This window comes from Aquisphaera insulae (assembly GCF_011064615.1).
Classification (GTDB): Bacteria; Planctomycetota; Planctomycetia; order Isosphaerales; family Isosphaeraceae; genus Aquisphaera; species Aquisphaera insulae.
Window position 1 is genome coordinate 79,385 of record NZ_JAALJH010000016.1, and the last position, 16,021, is coordinate 95,405.

General features: G+C 68.5%; 10 protein-coding genes. 6 read left to right on the forward strand and 4 right to left on the reverse strand.

The annotated features are described in order from the left end of the window. The first annotated feature begins 53 nt into the window (after positions 1–53). Entirely contained in the window at positions 54–1,019 is a 966-nt protein-coding gene (locus G6O54_RS11635; protein WP_165225083.1) for an NAD(P)H-binding protein, read from the forward strand. A 63-nt stretch (positions 1,020–1,082) separates the two neighbouring features. Here the strand turns inward: G6O54_RS11635 and G6O54_RS11640 are convergent, their stop codons facing one another. Next, positions 1,083–5,117, reverse strand: coding sequence for a ThuA domain-containing protein (locus G6O54_RS11640; protein WP_165225086.1), 4,035 nt, complete (start codon positions 5,115–5,117; stop codon positions 1,083–1,085). A 221-nt stretch (positions 5,118–5,338) separates the two neighbouring features. Then, on the reverse strand, positions 5,339–5,866 hold the full coding sequence (locus G6O54_RS11645) for a GNAT family N-acetyltransferase (protein WP_165225088.1): 528 nt from the start codon (positions 5,864–5,866) through the stop codon (positions 5,339–5,341). 278 nt (positions 5,867–6,144) lie between these two features. Between G6O54_RS11645 and G6O54_RS11650 the strand changes: the two genes are divergently transcribed. Then, positions 6,145–7,746: a transporter family protein gene (locus tag G6O54_RS11650; protein WP_165225091.1), complete on the forward strand. Its 1,602-nt coding sequence runs from the start codon at positions 6,145–6,147 to the stop codon at positions 7,744–7,746. Between the two features lie 40 nt (positions 7,747–7,786). Here G6O54_RS11650 and G6O54_RS11655 read toward each other — a convergent pair whose 3' ends face one another. Continuing rightward, entirely contained in the window at positions 7,787–8,599 is an 813-nt protein-coding gene (locus G6O54_RS11655; RefSeq protein WP_250846839.1) for a DUF6655 family protein, read from the reverse strand. Positions 8,600–8,777: 178 nt separating this feature from the next. Continuing rightward, on the reverse strand, positions 8,778–10,148 hold the full coding sequence (locus G6O54_RS11660; RefSeq protein ID WP_250846840.1) for a peptidylprolyl isomerase: 1,371 nt from the start codon (positions 10,146–10,148) through the stop codon (positions 8,778–8,780). Between the two features lie 259 nt (positions 10,149–10,407). Between G6O54_RS11660 and G6O54_RS11665 the strand changes: the two genes are divergently transcribed. From G6O54_RS11665 to G6O54_RS11680, 4 genes are all read left to right on the forward strand, one after another. Continuing rightward, complete coding sequence (locus G6O54_RS11665; RefSeq protein ID WP_165225095.1) at positions 10,408–11,727, forward strand: BON domain-containing protein; 1,320 nt, start codon at positions 10,408–10,410, stop codon at positions 11,725–11,727. Between the two features lie 325 nt (positions 11,728–12,052). Then, positions 12,053–14,077: a squalene--hopene cyclase gene (shc, locus tag G6O54_RS11670; RefSeq protein WP_165225098.1), complete on the forward strand. Its 2,025-nt coding sequence runs from the start codon at positions 12,053–12,055 to the stop codon at positions 14,075–14,077. Positions 14,078–14,179: 102 nt separating this feature from the next. Beyond that, complete coding sequence (gene hpnH, locus G6O54_RS11675) at positions 14,180–15,181, forward strand: adenosyl-hopene transferase HpnH (RefSeq protein ID WP_165225101.1); 1,002 nt, start codon at positions 14,180–14,182, stop codon at positions 15,179–15,181. Positions 15,182–15,236: 55 nt separating this feature from the next. Next, on the forward strand, positions 15,237–15,998 hold the full coding sequence (locus G6O54_RS11680) for a phosphorylase family protein (RefSeq protein WP_165225104.1): 762 nt from the start codon (positions 15,237–15,239) through the stop codon (positions 15,996–15,998). Positions 15,999–16,021: the final 23 nt, after the last annotated feature.

Consider the following 16,021-nt stretch of genomic DNA (forward strand, 5'->3'; position numbering starts at 1 on the left):
TCTACGTCGAACCAACGCGATTCCCGTTCCGAGTCTCCCGGGAAGTCTCGACCATGCCCGACGGTGAGCACACGGAGTTGCCGCGGATCCTGGTGACGGGGGGGACCGGGTACGTCGGCGGCCGGCTCATCTCGCGGCTCGAAGCGGACGCGACGAGGCTGCGTGCGCTGGCCCGCAAGCCGGAGCAGCTCCGCGACAAGGTCGGGCCGTCCACCGAGGTTGTGTTCGGTGACGTGGCCGACCGGGCCTCGCTCGACCGGGCCCTCGCGGGGATCGAGACGGCGTACTATCTCATCCACATGATGTCGAACGCGCAGGACTTCGCGAAGGAAGACCGGGCGGCGGCAGAGGCCTTCGGCGCCGCGGCACGCGGGGCGGGGGTCCGCCGGATCATCTACCTCGGCGGCCTTGGCGACGACGATGATCCGGGCCTCTCGCCCCATCTCCGAAGCCGACATGAGGTAGGCCAGGTCCTCCGCGATTCGGGCGTGGAGACCATCGAGTTCCGGGCCTCGATCGTGATCGGTGCGGGTAGCCTCTCGTTCGACCTGGTGAAATCGCTGACCGACCGACTCCCCGTGATGCTCTGCCCGCTATGGCTCTCGACGGCCTGCCAGCCGATCGCCATCGACGACCTGCTCGCCTACCTGCTCGCGGCGAAGGACTTGCCTCCCGGAGATAGCCGGATCATCGAGATCGGCGGCGCGGACGTCTCTGCCTATCGGGACCTGATCCGCGAGTACGCCCGCCAGAAGGGCCTCCGCCGCGTCCTGATCAAGGTGCCCGTGCTGACCCCCTATCTCTCCGGCCTCTGGCTGACTCTGGTCACGCCCACAAGATCCGAGGTCGGCCGGCACCTGATCGAGGGCCTGAAGAACCCCACGGTCGTCCGCTCGCGCGTCGCCCTCGACACCTTCCCGAAGATCCGGCCGATCGGCGTCGCGGAGGCCATTCGTCGGGCGATTCAGGGTGCCGCTTCCACGCTCTCTGCGACCGATGCGACGACCGGGCCGTCATGAGGGCCACGGCGAGAGACCGCCGGCGAATGACGCGGGCGGGAAGGGTAAGGCCTATAGGCTCGCTCAGTCCGCGATCCTGGCCCCGATCGTCGACAGCTCGTTGAAGCGATCGACGGGCTCGCCGGCCGCCCAGGCGATCCCGCGGAGGAGGACCAGCCGGAACAGGGGGTCGTCGAACGACCAGGTGAAATGGCCGGGGATGCTCACGAAGACGCGGCCTTTCCCGAGCTGGCGGGTCCAGATGAGGGGACGGGGATTGCCGTCCTCGACGCCCGAGGCCAGCAGGTCGATCGACGATTGGTCGCCGATCAGATTCCAGTAGCTCTCGTCGATCAGCGAGAGCTTTCCGAGGCCCCGGGCGATCGGGTGCCTCGATCCCTCGAAATCGAGCACCAGCGGGCCGTGGCGAAAGGCCGACTTGCCGCCTTGCCAGGCGAGCCCAATCCGCGCCGACAGCTCCGGGACCGCCGCATGGCCGTCGACCGCGTAGTGGATCATCGCGAGGCCGCCGCCGCGGGCGAGGAAGCGATCCAGATCCGCCGACCGCGAGGCGTCCCAACCGGGGTTGTTCGAGTACATCACGACCGCGTCCGCGGTCTGGAGCTGGGCGGGGCTCGGCCAGCCGTCGGCCGTCTCGACGCCGAGGCCAGGATCGGTCGCGAACAGGGCGGCCCATCGCGTCCGCCAGAGAGGATAATCATGCTCCCCGGGTCCGTGATCCTTGGGGCCGGAGGAGAGGACGATCCGGAGTCGACGGGGATTCTCGAGCGGCGTGCTCCCCTTCAGGGCCGCATCCAGCTCCGCCCGACGCCGCGGCGGCGGTGCGCCTTCATGTTCGAGCGGGGCCGGCGCCAGCGGGTCGGTGAGGAGGAATGTCAGGAGGTCACGCAGCTTCTCCGGCCCGAGGGTCGTGTCCAGGCCCTCCGGCATGATGGACGCCGCCGAGGCGGCCACGGTCTCGACCTCCGAACGATCCACGACCACGACTTTCCCGTCGGTGCTTCCCACCACGAGCTTGTTCCCGTCGGTGCGTAGCGTCCCCTGGAGGATGCGGCCGTCGTTGAGCGCGACGACATGCGCGACGAAGTCGGGATTGATCGCGGCGCTCGGGGAATGGACATCGCGCCATACGGAGGCGTAATCGCGATGGACCAGGTTCGAGAGGTCGGGGCCGATCCGCCCGCCTCGGCCGCGGACCGCGTGGCAGGACGAGCACCGCGCCTGCTCGCCGAGGAAGAGTGCTCGGCCGCGGGACCAGTCGCCCCCCTTCAGCTCGGGGAACTCGCGACGGGTCATCTCCGCATTCGAGGTTCCCGGCAAGGCCCATGGGAGGAGCACTCGACGGAGCGGCAGGGCTCGGGGAGTTGGATCTTCCTTCGTCCACCAGGATACGTCCAGGGTCGTTGTCTCGGAGGTATCCAGGGTGATCTCGAGCGGCAACGGCTGATTCTCCACCGGCGACGCCGTGATCCGGACTCGATGCCCTCCGCCCACGATCGAGGGGCCCGGTGATCGAGACCTCACGGTGAGGAGGCCGGCCCCCTCGAATGCCAGGGTGACCTCCTCGGCCGGAAGGCTGTAGCCGGGATCCCCCCCCGGCTGGACGGCGGGGCGGAGCATTCGCCAGAGGTCGAGCTTCGTCTCCAGCGTCAGCTTCCCCCCGCGTCTCATCGCCTCCCAGAGGCGATCGTGATCCGCGCTACCGACCGTGAAGGCGCGGGCGACCGCCAGATCCGGATGCGGGAGCCATCCCGACCACTCCCCGTCGCCCGAGGCCGGTTTCCACGTCGCGCGCACGCCCGAGAGGTCGAAAGCGAGGTCCAGATCGGCGAATTGTCGGAGCGATCCGGCCGGGGCCTTCTCCGCTCCCGGCACCGGGAGCTGGACGGCGTAGGACACCGTCTCCCGTAACGGGGGCGTGGCGAGGGAGAGCGTCCGTCGATCGGCCGAGACCCGGGAGGAAAGGACGGCCAGCTCATTTCGGGGAGCCGCGATCTGACGGCCGACCACCTCATAACCGGGACGCAGCGATTCGAAGCGATCTCCGGGGCCGACGGCCCAGCCATACTCGATCGAGGCCTTCCGCGTGAGCTCGCGGAGCCGCTCCGGATCGAGCGGCCGGTCGAAGGCGATGCGGACTTCCTGCGGGCCGGCCGCGAAGGCCGCCACGGGCTGGGGGGCGTCGCGATCGCTCCAGGCGGCCTTGTAGAGCTTCCCCTGACCGCGCGGGCCGGTTCCCCAGTCGGGGAGCCCGCTGTGGACGGCGACAACCAGCTCGCCCCGAGGCGACACGCAGGCGTCGGCGGTGAGCATGCTCAGGATCGCCATCGTCTGGTTTCGGGCCACGTACCCGGCCCGGGTCTTCACGAGCGAGGTTCGGTAGAGCTTGCCCCGCGAATAACCCGTGACCAGGGCGTCCCCGGCCCAGGACGGCGGGCCGAAGACCGGGCCGCCGTTGACCGATTCATTGAAGACAATCCCGCACGTCGACTGGTGCTGGGGTGCATAGTCGAAGACGCTCGGCTCGTCGATGACGCCCGGGAGGTGCCTGGGGTGCCTCGGCGGGAATCCGTAGTGTCGGCCCGGGACGACTTGAAGCAGCTCGTCGAACGGGTTGCCGTTGGGCAGCCAGGTGGCCCCCTCCTGGTCGGTCGCGAAGAGGTCGCCGAGGCGGTTGATCGCCAGGCCGACGGAGAAGCGGATCCCGGTGGCGACCGTCTCGCGCCGGCGGAAGTCCGGCGAGACCTTCTGGATGGTCCCATGTTCATCCTTGAGGTCGTAGTGGGACTGGCCGGCGGGATCGACGAGGTAGGCATTGCCGAAGTCGGTCGTGCCGAGCCCGAAGTAGATCGACCCGTCTCCGCCCACGGCCACGCCGAGCGCATCCACGTTGTTGTTCAGCGGCTTCCAGCCCCCCGCGACGACCACCTCCTTCTCCGCCTTGCCGTCGCGATCGGCGTCCAGGAACAGGGAGAGTTTCCCCTTGGAGGCGACGAAGACCCCCTCTCCGGCCGGGGATCCGGGGGGCGTCAGGGCCATGCCGATGGGCGCGACGAGGCCGCCGTCATTCCGCCAGAAGAGCTCGTCCTTCTCCTCGAGGCCGTCCCCGTCGGCATCGGAGAGGAGGTGGATGTTGCCGTCGTAGGCGAGCGCGACGAGCTTGCCATCGGGGCGATAGCGGACGTTGTTCACGTTGGCGATCCGGATCGGCAGCTCCCGCGTCGAGAATCCGGGGATGAGGAACTGGACTGGCGGGGGATTGTCCACCTGGACGAGGCGATGGCCGGAGGAAGCGGGCAGGGGCCTTGGCGCCGGCGACTTGCCGAGGCGGGCGGCGAGGTAGTCCTCCACGGCCTTCCGTTCGTCATCGCCGAGGATCCGGTCGTAGAGCAGGACCTGGATGATGTCGCCGTCGAGGAATCCGTGGACCGCGGGGGGGATTCCATAGTGGCGGGCGCCGACGAGCAGCCGATATGCGTGCAACGTGGACGCCGACCTGGCTCGCGATCCGGCCGGAATCCCGTCGACGCGCACCGCGGTCCCTCCGGGGCCGGACCTGGTCGAGACGGTCAGGCGGCGGACGACGCCGAACTTCGAGGGCTCCCCCATCAGGTTGGCCATCCCGCCGAAGCCCGGTCCCTCGACGTTGAAGACCTCGAATCGATTGGTGTACCCGGCGCCGAGGTCGGCGTTCAGGCCCGTCGTGAAATCCTCCCGCCCGTCCTGGTGGAAGGAGACGAAACCGCGGAACCCTCCGGCGTTGGAGAGCGGCGCGGCGACGACGAACAGGGTGCAGTCCCGGATCTCCATCCCCGGCCCCCCGCGCTCCAGGTACGTTTGCTCTCCGTCGAAACGGATCGCGCCGGCAACCAGTCGCGGCCGCGCGGTCTCTCGAGCCTGGACCAGATCGCGTCCGCGGCCGGATGCGTCGTGCCAGATCTCGACGCGGCCGCCGTCGGCGATCTCGGCGAGATGATGGGCCTTGCGGGCCGCGTTCAGCCTCTCCGCATCGAGCCAGAGCGACAGCCCCCGCGTCACCTTCAGGCCCGGATCGGCCCAGGGCTCCGGAGACGTCGAGGACCCTGCCGCGGCGGACACGCAAGACAATCCCAGCGTCAGGAGCGGAAGCATTCGAGGGAGACGACCGGCGAGGATCATGGCGGAACTCCGGGCGAAACGGCGCCGCGAGCCATCGAGGTCGATGCGCAGATCTCAGGATGTATAGTGGCGACGTCACCGGTAGGCAAGCACCTGCCGCGGGACTCCGCTCGCCGCGGCGGGCCCGGGACCGATCCTGAGGCGTCCCGCTCGATGTGCGGTCACGACAGGTCTCGGTAGTAATAAGTCGTGCTGCACGGGGCACCGTCGGGCATCAGGGCGAAATTGGGGATGTCGCCGACGCGTCGCCAGCCGAGGCGCTCGTAGAGGCGGGCTCCGTCGCCGCCGCTCACGGCGTCCAGCACCAGGAGACTCCGGCCGTGATCGCGCGCGGCTTGCTCCGCGGCCCGCATGAGCATGGCTCCCAGTCCCCGCCGGCGAGCGCGGCGGTGGACGAGCATCTTGGCGACCTCGGCGCGGTGAGGCTGGTTCTCCGGCATGTCCAGGATCAGTTGGACGGTGCCGCAGATCCCGCCACCGTCCTCGGCGACGAGCAGCACCCGCTGTCTCATCGAGACGGCCGTCGCCACCCGTCGCCAGAAGTCGACGGCACGATCCCGCGCCAACGGGCGCATGAAGCTGACCGACGCACCCCCCTCGACGCAGTCGATCAGCAGGTTGCTGAGCTCATCGATTTGAGCCTCCTCAACCTCGATCAGGCCGCGGATCGTCGAGTTCGATAGGGCCATGATGTCGGACGTTCCGACCTCCGTTTCGCTTTGCCGTCGTCTTTCCCCAAATCAGCAAGATTGCTCTAAGCAGATTAATCGTCGGAACCGATAAATTTCACGGCAAATCTCGCATGAGTCGACCGGCAAGCGGTGAATGTGTGCTTGCGTGTCTGCGGTGAGGAGCGAACCCGTCTTCGACTAAGGAGCCGGGGAACGGGCAAGTCCAGCCTGGACCTTGCCGGTGTTGCCGTGGAGTTCAGGGTCCTCGCCAGGCGGCGGGAGGGGAGTCGATGGTGATGGCACGGCCACTCTTGTATTCGCTCCCGATCCTGATCGGTTGTTCGCTCTGGCCGACCACGAGCTGCGGGCAGGCCGTGGAGCCGGTTCCGCAGGCGCAGCAAGCCATCACTCTCGAGCGGGTTGAGGGGTCGACGATCCCCGGAGCGAGCGGGCAGATGCCAATTCCGCCGGCGGGTTACCCGTCCACGGTCTATCCGAGCCGGCAGGCTTCCGGACATATCCGGGCTACGGGAGGCAACGCCTCTCTGGCGAAGCTCTCGAATCCATTCGAGTCCGGTCCGCCGGTGCGGAAGAAGGGCCTGTTCGGCCATGCGAGCCCCCAGACGCCGGTCCCACCATCCGCGATGCAGGCCGGACCCGGAGCCTACCCGGGCTCCCCGGCGACCGGTTACGGCGACGGGGCAGGGACGGGTTCCGGGCCCGGCGGAGCGGCCATGCCCGGCCCGGGTGCCGCGGGCGAGGCGGTGCAGTCCGCGCCCCCTGCGGCCTCCACCGCCGGCCAGCCGGCGGCCGGGGCGGGCGGGGCCGCGGATGCCTTCAACGCGGCGATGGGGGCCGGGGGGCCCGATTTCGGCGGAGGCAGTGAGGGCGGGGCATCGAGCTTCGCCATGATCGGCGACCAGAGCCCGTTCCGATTCCGCTCCTATCAGGGCCTCGGCGCGAGCGCCACGGTCCCGCAGCCCCCGCCGGTCCCGGGCCCGCGGGCCGCGTCGCTCTTCTATCCCTCGATGCGGGGATTCAAGATCGCCGAGAACATGTCGCCCCGGCCCCAGAATCGCTTCTTCTTCGACTTCAACTACTACAACAACGTCAACGACACGATCAACACGAATGATCGCGTGCCCATCAATCACATCCAGGCGTATCGCTACCTGTTCGGGTGGGAGCAGACGTTCAACGACGGCAAGGGCTCGATCGGCCTGCGGATCCCGATCAACAACGTCACGGGGGACAGCAACCTCGCCCAGGGGACCGGCGGGACCACCCGGGTGAACGTGCCGACGAGCACGGCCATGGGGAACCTGGCCATCTTCACCAAGTACATCCTGGAGCAGAACCCGAGGACGGGAAGCCTCGTCTCCGTCGGGCTTGCCGTGACCGCGCCGACCGGCCCCGGCCGGTTCGCCGGCGCCCCCTGGCTCTTCGGCCTCAATACGGTCACGATCCAGCCGTTCCTGGGCTACATCTACAACTACAACAAGTGGTACTTCCAGGGCTTCAGCGCGTTCGACTTCCCCGCCAGTGTCCAGGACGTGACCCTGATGTACAACGACTTCGGCGTCGGCTATTACCTGTTCCGCTCCCAGGATCCCGGCGGCTTCCTGACCGCGGTGGCCCCCACGTTCGAGGTCCACGTGAACACGCCGTTCACGCACCGGGACTGGAAGAACCGGTTCGACATCGCCGGTGCGCCGGACGTGGTCAATCTGACCTACGGCCTGAACTTCCAGTTCTACGGGGCGGCCACGCTGACCACGGCCCTGATCACCCCCGTGAGCAGCCCCCAGCCGTTCAATTCGGAGTTCGCCATGTTCCTGAACTTCTACTATGGCCGGACCCGGTCGACCTTGCCGGTCACGCCCCCGCCCAGCCTCTGATCGATCGGGGTCGATCGACTCGACTGGAATCCGGTCACGGTCAACCGCCGGGGGCGAACTGCTCGCGATCCGCGGGCGTCGACGCCGGCCGCACCGGCGATGCCGTGAAGGGGACGGTGGACGGATCCCTGTCCTTCTCCCCATCCGCACCGGAGCCTGTCCCCTTGCCCTTGTCCACGATGGGGGCCGACGTGCCCAGGGCGTCATACGGGACCGGGATCTTGGTGCCGATGAACTTCGTCCCACCCCGGATGGTCCCCCCCTGGATCGGCCCCACGCCCCCGACGTACCGGTCGGTGGCGCTCGAGGTCGCCATGGACGTCCCGGACGTCCAGACGAGCTGCCCGCTGGCCCGGTCGTAGGCGAAGAGGGCGAGCTTGGCCACGCCTTCCTGGTGGCTCTTCTTGAGCAGGGCCATCTCGGGGATCGTCCCGGACGGGATTCCCGTGATGGTCTGGGGGATGGTGGTCTGGGGGATGCCCACCATCGCGCTGTAGGCATCGGTGCCGAACGCCCCCACCCTGGCCTCGACGACCCACTGGGCCTGCTCGGCCTTCGGCCGGAGCAGGACCCCCTGCGTCAGGAGGGCCTGGCGGAGGCTGGAGACGACCCATCCCTGATCCACCGCGCTGACGTTCGTGGTGTCCAGGAAGACGGGCACGCCGGTGAGCGGGCGGAAATCGACCTTGGCCAGGGCGGTATCCCAGGCGTTGGTGAGGAGGAGCTGCTCGGTCCCCGTCCGGGAGGTGCCGGATGTCTTGACGGTCCCGCAGCCGGACACGACCAGGGAGAGTGCCAGGGCCGGCAACAGTGCGACGGCCTTGGGGCCGGGCCGATCGAGGGTCGTGGACATGAGATCGGACTCGCCTCGACGTGAGGGCCACGCCGCCGCCGACACGTCGTCGACGAGATCGTGACCGGCCATAACGGTTCGGGACGCCCCTCCGTCCGAAGGGGCGTCCCGTCGTTTCTTCACGGAAGATGGGGTCGATCGGGAACAGGGCACCGGCCGCCGGCTCCCGGGGCTCGGCTCACTTCGGGTCGGTGCCCGCCGGCTGCGGGGCCACGGCCTTGCCGTCGCTCGTGTGGAGCGGGGTCTTCTGGATCTTCTCCATCTGCTGGACCGTCTCCGCCGAGGCGGCGACCGGCGGCGGCAGCTTCAGCTTGCCGGGGGCCGCGTCGGCGTCCGAGGAGGTCCGGACGGCGTTCGGGTCCGTGGTCGCGGCGTCGCCGCCCGCGCCATTGGCGGGCTTGGCGCCGGCCGGGTTCCGGTCGGCCGTGTTGAAGTCCGCCTGCTGCTCCTCGTTGGCCAGCTTGACGCTGCCGACGAGCTTGTTGTCGATCGAGGACGACTTGACCAGCTCCTGGAAGACGATGCCCATCATCTCCTTGAGCTTGACCTCGTAGATCATGTCATACGTGTTCTTCTTGATCCGCTCATCCTGGAGGGAGACCCCGGCGACGGCCGGGATGACGTCCTCGCGACGGAAGATGACCCAGGTGGACTCGGCCATCTGGATCGGTCCGGTGATGTCGCCGTTCTTGGGCTTGTGGTTCGGGTCCTTGTCCGCGGGATCGCCGTCGACGAGCTGGCGGAAGGCCGCGTCGGAGAGAGTCTGCGGGTAGGCGTGCCGGGTGATCGGCTCGGCGAGCAGGCCCCCCATCGCCCGGCTGCCGGAGTCCATCGAGCGCTCCTGGGCGATCTTCTCGAACCCGCCCGGGTTCTTCCGCAGCTCCTCCCAGATGGCCTGGGCCGTGCCGACCTTGTCGACCATGATCATCCGGCAGCGGAGCTTGTCGCCGTACTGCGATTCGAAGGCGTCCTGGATGTCCTTCTTGGAGGGCTCCACCTTCCCCTCGCAGAGCTTACGCAGGGCGAGGGTCGGGTAGATGATGTCCTTGGCGTACTGCGCCGGGCTGATGTTCCGCTCCTTGTCCAGGGTGCGGAGCCAGGCCTCGCGGCTGATGCCGAACCGGCGGGCGACGATCGTGATCTCGGCGTCGATCTCCGCCGCCGTGACTTCCTTCTTCTGGGCCTTGAGGGCCTGATCGACGATCGACCGGTTGATGAGGGTCTCGAGGACCTTCTTCCCCTCGCGGGCGACGCACTCATCGGCGAGCTGCTGCCGGCTGATGACCTGGTCGTTGACGATCGCGATCGGGTCGGTCGGGTTGACCGGGACGGCCGTCAGCGTGAGCTTGTTATTGGGGTCGATCTGGGCGTCCGCCGCCTTGGGCTTGTCGTCGGCCTTCGGGGCCGTCGCGGCCGGCTTCTGCCCGCCGAATAGCGAGCGTCGCGGTTGCGCCTGGCCCATCGCCTCCGGCCCGCCCACGGCCAGCCCGGCCACCGCGAGGCCGAGCACGTAACCGAACCTCTTGCGACCGCAATCCTTGGCGATCATCACGTGGTGTCTCCCCAATCCTTGAACCCGTGAAGAGATTTCCTCAAGTTTCCCGACGATCCGGCCGAGACTCTAGGGTTTGGCCGGGATTTGTCAACCTCAGCCTCGACGCGGTTCTCGGAAGTTGCCCGTGATGAGTTGGCGATGCGTGCCCGACTTCCGGACGAACCGCGTCTTGTCCGCCGCGGTCACCCACCGTAGACTTCCGGGTGGCAACCTCGCCCGTCTCCGGCCGCACTTCCTTGCGAAGGACGCATCCATGAGCCGGCCCCGTTCACCCCATTGGATCTTGCTGGTGGGCCTCCACGCCTGGGCGATCATGCCGGCGGGCGCCGATGAGGCCAGGCAGAATCGACCCGATGCCATCGTGCTGTCCGCCCTCCGCGCGAATCCGGCGACGGCTCCCTATGCGATCCGAGTAGGCTGGGATAGCGGGCGGATTGTCCTGGGCGGGAAGGTGGGCACGAGCGTGATCCACGACGTCGCGGTCCGGACGGTCATCGAGCTCGGTTACCCGATCCGCGACGACCTGGTCATCGACACCGGTGAGGCCCACCGGGTGGCGATGGAGCAGGCCATCCGCGACGGGATCCTGGCGCCGCCCGGAGAGCCGGTGACGGCCACGTCGTCGCCCTATTTCGTCTATCCCGAGCCGCTCTTCGGCCGCGTCGACGACCCCTTCTACGGCATGGAGCCTCCGCTCCTGAGCTTGCCGCCGTGGCAGGCCGGGGCGGCCGCGGGCACGCCCGGACCTGGACGGGGACAGGCCGCCGCCGCGGCGCCGGTCCGACGGCCCGGCCCCGAGAAGGGCCGGCTCCGATTGACCGTTGATGCGGCGGGGCAGGTTTTCCTCAGCGGCCTGGTCGCGAGCGAGGAAGACAAGCGGATCATCGAGGCCGAGGCCCGCAACACGCCCGGCGTGACGCGCGTCATCAGTGAGCTACGCGTCGCCGGGAGGGCCTCCGACGCGCCCCCGCCCCCGCCCACGCCGTATCCCGGCCCGGACGGCTCGGCCAAGGGTGCGGCCCCGGTGCCACCGCCCCCCGATCCGGGACTGGCTGGCCCTGTGGACAGGGCGGCCGCTCCGGCCCCCGCCGCGTCGGTGCTGGCGATGGCTCGGGACACGCACGGGCTGACCCGCCGGGTCGCGGAATCGCTCGCTCGCCGGCCATCGCTGGCCACGCTTCCCGTCGGCGTGACCTCGAGCGGCGATGTGGTCACCATCGCCGGCAAGGTGCCGTCGGCGTATGAAGCCATGCTCGTCTACCGGGCCGTGGAGCAGACCCCGGGCGTCCGCGATCTCATCGACAAGCTCCAGTTCCAGGTGCCCGACGAGGATCACCCCAATCCTCTGCTGGCCAGGGGACGCCCCGAGGACCTGGAACCCTACCTGACCTCCCAGATCCGTCGCCACCTCGGCGAGATTGCCCACATCGACCGTGTCCACGTCCGAGGCGACCGCCTCGAGCTGCAAGGCACGCTCCTTCGGGCCGACGACCGCAAGCGGGCGGAGGCCACCATCCGCTCCATGCCCCTCCTCCGCGACTTCAAGGTGGACGCCTCGTTCGACGTGGAATGAGCAAGGCGAGCCGCTCGTTTCTCCATGCATGATCGCGGTGCGCGCGATTCCTGACTGCGTCGTTGGCGGCTCCGAAATGCCCGAGACGGCGGTGTCCAGGGTGTCTGATGAATCTAGGGAAGATATCCGGCCGGCTCGGGGATCGGCTGGGTGGAGAAGCGCAAGATCCTGGGGGAGTTTGATCTTGATCGCTTCTCGGAAGCGGGCTTACCATGTGCCGCGAGCGTGGGGGGCGGTGCCCTGGCCTCTCGGCGCATTGACTTGAACGGATGAAGACCTGATCGGGCCATCCAGTCCTCGGATCGAGGGAGAGGGTCGGTATCGCATGATCGCCAACACGGAGGGAGGCGTATCCCCCAGGTCCGCGGATCCAATCCTGCGCCGGGTGGCCTCGCGACGAGAGGCGATCACCCCCGGCGATCTCGAGATGGCCACGGAGCGGACCCGGGACTGGCTGCTCGCCGAGCAGAAGGGCGACGGACACTGGATCGGTGAGCTCGAGGGGGACACGATCCTCGAATCGGAGTATGTCCTGCTCCTCGCCTATTTCGGCCGCGAGCACGAGCCGGTCTGTGCGGCCTGCGCCCGATACATGCTCGATCGCCAGCTCCCGGAAGGGGGCTGGGCGATCTACCCCGGCGGGCCGCTCGAGGTCAGCGCGTCGGTGAAGGCGTACTTCGCGCTCAAGCTGGTGGGCCACTCGCCCGAAGAGCCGGCGATGGTCAGGGCCCGTGAGGCCATCCTCCGCGCCGGCGGCGCCCGCCACTGCAACAGCTTCACGCGGTTCTACCTGGCGCTCCTGGGCCAGATCAGTTACGACGAGTGCCCGACCGTGCCGCCGGAGCTCCTGCTGATCCCGTCGGGTCTGAAGTTCAGCCTGGCGGCGATGTCTTCCTGGACGCGGACCATCGTCGTCCCACTCTCGATCATCTCGCACTTCAAGCCGGTGAAACGGATCGAGCCCGGGCGCGGGATCGATGAGCTTTTCGTCGACGGCAAGAAGGGCCATGCGCATCAGAGCGAGGGCTTCCTCTCCTGGTCGAGCTTCTTCCTCGCGGGCGATCGGCTGCTGAAGTTGGTCGACCGGGTCTTGCCGGGCCGATGGCGACGGCGAGGCGTGAAGGCCGCGCACGACTGGATGCTGGACCATTTCAGGAACTCCGACGGCCTGGGCGCGATCTTCCCGCCGATGGTCTACGCGATCCTGGCGCTCGATTGCCTGGGCTATGGGGCCGACGCGCCGGAGGTCGTCCAGGCGTGGAAGGACCTCAACGACCTTCGGATCGACGAGGGGGATCGGACCCGCTGGCAGCCCTGCGTGTCTCCCGTCTGGGATACCGCGATCGCGACGATCGCCGTGTCGGACGCGGACCTCGGCGACGAGGCCGCGCTCGCCCGCGCGGGGGAGTGGCTCCTGGACCGAGAGATCCGGAAGGCGGGGGACTGGCAGGTCCGCCGGCCGGGGATCGAGCCCAGCGGCTGGCCGTTCGAGTATCGCAACGAGTTCTACCCCGACATCGACGACTCGGCGATGGTGGTGATGGCCCTGCTGCGGTCGCCCGAGGCCGATTCGCCGCCGATCCAGGCGGCCATCCGTCGCGCGGCGACGTGGCTCCTGGCCATGCAGAACCGCGACGGAGGCTGGGCGGCCTTCGATGCCGACATCGACAACGAGGTCCTGACCAAGGTCCCGTTCGCCGACCACAACGCGATGCTCGACCCGAGCTGCGCGGACATCACCGCACGGGTGATCGAGATGCTCGGTCATCTCGGCCACAGGGCCGAGCATCCGTCGATCGCGCGGGGGCTCGAATACCTCTGGCGGACCCAGGAGCCGGAAGGCTGCTGGTATGGGCGGTGGGGCGTGAACTACGTCTACGGGACCTGGCAGGTCCTCCAGGGACTGGCGGCGATCGACTTCCCGACCGATCATCCCGCCGTCGTCCGCGCGGCCGACTGGCTGGAGTCGGTGCAGCAGGATTGCGGCGGGTGGGGCGAGGGCTGCGACAGCTACGACGACCCGTCGCGGAAGGGGCAGGGGGTGCCGACGGCCTCGCAGACGGCGTGGGCCGTGCTCGGCCTCATCGCCGCGGGGCGTGAGGGCGGAGACCCCGCCCGGCGCGGCATTCGTTTCCTGCTCGAGACCCAGGCGGCGGATGGCTCCTGGGACGAGGTGCCTTACACCGGTACGGGCTTCCCGCGGGTCTTCTACCTGAAGTACCACCTCTACCGGATCTACTTCCCGCTGATGGCGATCGGTCGCTATCGCGTGGCCGTTTCGGAGCGTGCGAACCAATCCACGCCCGCCCTGGCGACGCGCGTGCCGGCCCGGCCGCTCCCCTTCGATTGATCGATCCGGACGGATTCTCATTCTCACCGCCGCCGGGCCCCGGAAGGGGACGTCGCGGCGGACGCGACGGGCCTCGGCCCGCTTTCCCGGAGGTAAGTCTGCATGCGATTCCCCCTGGCCATGACCACTCGCATCGCGGGCTACATCGCCCGAAAGAAGGTGACGCGGGCCGAGAAGTTCCCTATGGTGCTGATGCTGGAGCCGCTCCACGCCTGCAACCTGACCTGCACCGGCTGCGGGCGGATCCGCGAATACACCTCGACGATCAAGCAGAAGCTCTCGATCGACGAATGCCTCGCCTCGGTGGATGAGTGCGGCGCCCCGGTGGTCTCGATCTGCGGCGGCGAGCCGATGATCTACCCGGGCATCGGCGAGCTCGTGGCCAAGATCCTCGAGCGGAAGAAGGTCGTCTACCTCTGCACCAACGGGATGTTCATCCGCAAGAAGATCGGCGACTTCAAGCCGCACCGCCGCTTCTTCTTCAACGTCCACCTGGACGGGATGCGGAAGAACCACGACATCGCCGTCGAGCGCGAGGGGGTCTTCGACGCCGCGATCGACGGCATCAAGGCCGCCAAGGAGTCCGACTTCATGGTCTGCACGAACACCACGGTGTTCCAGGAGACCGACATGGCCGAGCTCGACGAGCTCTTCGGCCATCTCACCGGTCTCGGAGTCGACGGCTTCCTGATCTCCCCGGGCTACAGCTACGCGGCCGTGGGCTCGAAGGAGATCTTCATGACCCGCAACGACATCCGCGCCAAGTTCCTCGCCGCCGAGGCGATGTTCCGGAAGTACAAGTTCTACTCCTCGCCCGTCTACCTCGAATTCCTGATGGGCAAGCGCGAGCTCTCGTGCACGGCCTGGGCCAACCCGACGCGGAACATCAAGGGCTGGAAGGGCCCTTGCTACCTGATCACGGATACCCACCACGAGACCTTCCCGGACCTCCTGAACCGGACGAACTGGGAGGAATACGGGCCGGGCAAGGACCCTCGCTGCGAGAACTGCATGATGCACTCCGGCTTCGAGACGACCGCGGCCCTTGGCGTCAACGGCCGGCTCGGGGATACTCTCAAGATGGTGAAATGGCAGTTCTCCTGAGCCCGAGCCGAGGATCGAGATCGGCGACCGGAAACCCCGGTCGTCGCTCACCTGAATGAAAACCCCCGGTACGCAGCGAATCGCCCCCGCCCCCGCCCCCGCGGACGTCGGCATCGTCATGGCCATGCCGATCGAGGCCGGCTATCTTCTCGATGCCCTGAGCAAGGTCCGGAAATACTCGGCGGGGAGGCACGCCGTCGTCGAGGGAGAGCTCGCGGGGAAGGTCGTGGCGGTGGTCGTGACCGGCCCCGGGGAGGCGGCCGCGACGCGAGGCACGGAGCACCTGGTGGCCGGCCATCGCCCGCGGCGGTTGATCTCGGCCGGCTTCGGCGGGGCCCTCGATCCGGCACTGGCGAGGAACGACCTGGTCCTGCCACGCGAGGTGGCCGGATCGGCGGGCGGGCTCCACGAGGCGAACCCGGACGTCCCCGAGATCCCGGGCATCCGCCGCGTCGGCGGCCGTCTCCTGACCGTGGACCGCGTGATCACGAGCACGGCGGAGAAGGCTGACCTGGGCCGAGCTCACGGCGCCGACGTCGTGGACATGGAGACGGCGGCGGTGGCCCGGCTGGCCCACGTTCGATCGATCCCTTTCTATTCGATCCGCGTGATCAGCGACGATGCCTCGACCGAGCTCCCCCCAGAGGTCGCCCGGATGCTCACGAAATCGGGGAGCTACCGCGTTGGCGTGGCCCTTCGTGCGATCTGGAATCGCCCGGCCGCCATCAAGGACTTCATGGGCCTGCATGCCAGGGCGCTCGAGTGCGCCGATCGCCTCGCCTCGGGGATCACCCGGCTGCTGGAATCGCTGCCGTAGGATCGGATCGACCTCGCGATCCC